Annotated in this window: 2 protein-coding genes; one reads left to right on the plus strand and one right to left on the minus strand. The window is 70.0% G+C overall.

What is annotated here, in order from left to right; all coding sequences use genetic code 11:
* Nucleotides 1-95 precede the first annotated feature (95 nt).
* Nucleotides 96-1,478, plus strand: a complete 1,383-nt coding sequence (locus AC08ON_RS09690; RefSeq protein WP_476607267.1) for a nitrate/nitrite transporter — start codon at nucleotides 96-98, stop codon at nucleotides 1,476-1,478.
* A 19-nt stretch (nucleotides 1,479-1,497) separates the two neighbouring features.
* Here the strand turns inward: AC08ON_RS09690 and AC08ON_RS09695 are convergent.
* Nucleotides 1,498-2,266: class I tRNA ligase family protein (locus tag AC08ON_RS09695; RefSeq protein WP_476616813.1), on the minus strand; the 769-nt coding region annotated here is incomplete at its 5' end.

Below are 2,266 nucleotides of genomic sequence, written 5' to 3' on the forward strand. Positions count from 1 at the left end.
AAACGACAAGCTCAGAGAGTGTCACAGCCGACGCCGCGCCACGTAACGGCGCGTTCCTACCGTCGTGGCATCACCCGCACCCCGGAGGATCATCTATGAGCGCCACCCTGGAAGGCGTCCCGACTACCGGCACCGTGACCGGTCCGTCCCGACGCGGCCGCTGGATCGACGACTGGCGGCCCGAGGACCGCACCTTCTGGAACAACGGCGGTTCCCGCATCGCCCGCCGAAACCTGATCTTCTCGATCCTGGCCGAGCACATCGGGTTCTCGATCTGGTCGCTGTGGGCGGTGACGGTCCTGTTCCTCGGACCGGCCTACCACATCGACCCGGCCGGCAAGTTCCTGTTGACCTCGCTGCCCGCGCTCGTCGGCAGTGCGCTGCGGATCCCCTACACCTTCGCCGTCGCCCGGTTCGGGGGGCGTAACTGGACCATCTTCAGCGCGGCGCTGCTCCTCGTGCCGACGATCCTCGCGGCCGTCGTTCTCTCCCCCGGCGTCTCCTACCCCACCCTGCTGATCGTCGCCGCGATCGCGGGGGTCGGAGGCGGTAACTTCGCCTCCTCGATGACCAACATCAACGCCTACTACCCGGAGCGGCTGAAGGGCTGGGCCCTGGGGCTGAACGCCGGCGGCGGAAACCTGGGGGTGGCCGCGATCCAGCTTGTCGGCCTGCTCGTCCTCGCCACCGCCGGCAAGGACCACCCCCGGGTCGTCCTTGCCGTCTACATCCCGCTGATCGTCCTGGTGACGCTCGGCGCGGCGCTGTTCATGGACAACCTGTCGAGCGCGAAGAACGACCGGGGGGCGATGCGCGACGTCGCCCGTGACGGTCACACCTGGGTGATGTCGCTGCTCTACATCGGCACGTTCGGGTCGTTCATCGGGTTCGGCTTCGCGTTCGGCCAGGTGCTCCAGGTGCAGTTTCACGACCAGTTCAGCACCCCGATCAAGGCCGCCTACCTGACCTTCCTCGGTCCGCTGCTCGGCTCGCTGATCCGCCCGGTCGGCGGCATCCTGGCGGACCGCATCGGCGGAGCGAAGGTCACCTTCGTCAACTTCGTGGCGATGGCTGCCGCGGCCGCGATCGTGCTCGTCGCCTCGCTGACGGAGTCGCTTCCTCTGTTCCTGGTCGGGTTCATCGCGCTGTTCGTCTTCAGCGGCGTCGGGAACGGGTCGACGTACAAGATGATCCCGGCGATCTTCCGGGCGAAGGCCCAGGCCAGCATCGACGCCGGTGGCGACCCGGTCGCGGCGCAACACTCGGCCCGGCGGCTGTCCGGAGCCCTCATCGGCCTGGCCGGCGCGATCGGCGCGTTCGGCGGGGTACTGGTGAACCTGGCCTTCCGGCAGTCGTTCCTGAGCTACCGGACCGGCAACGCGGCGTACATCTCCTTCATCGCCTTCTACGCGCTGTGCTTCGTGGTGACCTGGTTCGTGTATCTGCGGCCCTCGGCCAGGCGTCTCGCCGGCATCTGATCCCGGCTGTGCCCGGTGTTCAGGCCAGTTCGACGGCGACGGCGATCTCGCCGCCGGTCGGGCTCAGCGTGAGCTCCCGGATGCTGCCGGCGCTGCGCAGGTCCGCGGCCACCGACTCGACGAGGGCGACGAGGTCGGCCTCGCCGCTGATCCGGACGCTCGCGACCTCGGCCTTCTGCGACACCTTCGCCTCGGACTTGGCCCGGCGGACACCGGACAGCGCCGCCCCGACGGCGCCGAGGAGCTCCACGCGGGCGCCCTCGGCGAGCTTGCGGATCTCGGCGGCGTCCGGCCAGCTCGCCCGGTGCACCGAACCGGGACGCCACCAGGACCAGACCTCCTCGGTGACGAACGGCAGGACCGGGGCGAACAGCCGGAGCAGCGCTGACAGGGCCACCGAGAGCGTGGTGTGCGCGGAGGCCGCGCCCGCCGCCCCGGAGGAGCCGTACGCCCGGCCCTTCACAAGCTCGACGTAGTCGTCACAGAACCGCCAGAAGAACGACTCGGTGACCTCGAGGGCCCGGGCGTAGTCGTAGCCGTCGAAGGCCGCGGTGGCGGCGTCGACCACATCGGCCAAGGCGGCCAGCAGGGCACGGTCCAGCGGTTCACTGGCCGGGGCGGGGGCCGCCCCGGCGTCGGAGACCCCGGCGTCGGGGGTCACGGCAAGACCGAGCGCGAACCGGCTGGCGTTGAGGATCTTGATGGCGAGCCGGCGGCCGTTCTTCATCTGGCCGACATCGAAGGCGGTGTCGGTACCCGGCCGCCCGGACGCCGCCCAATAACGGACC

This window comes from Frankia sp. CoWAU3 (genome assembly GCF_977971855.1).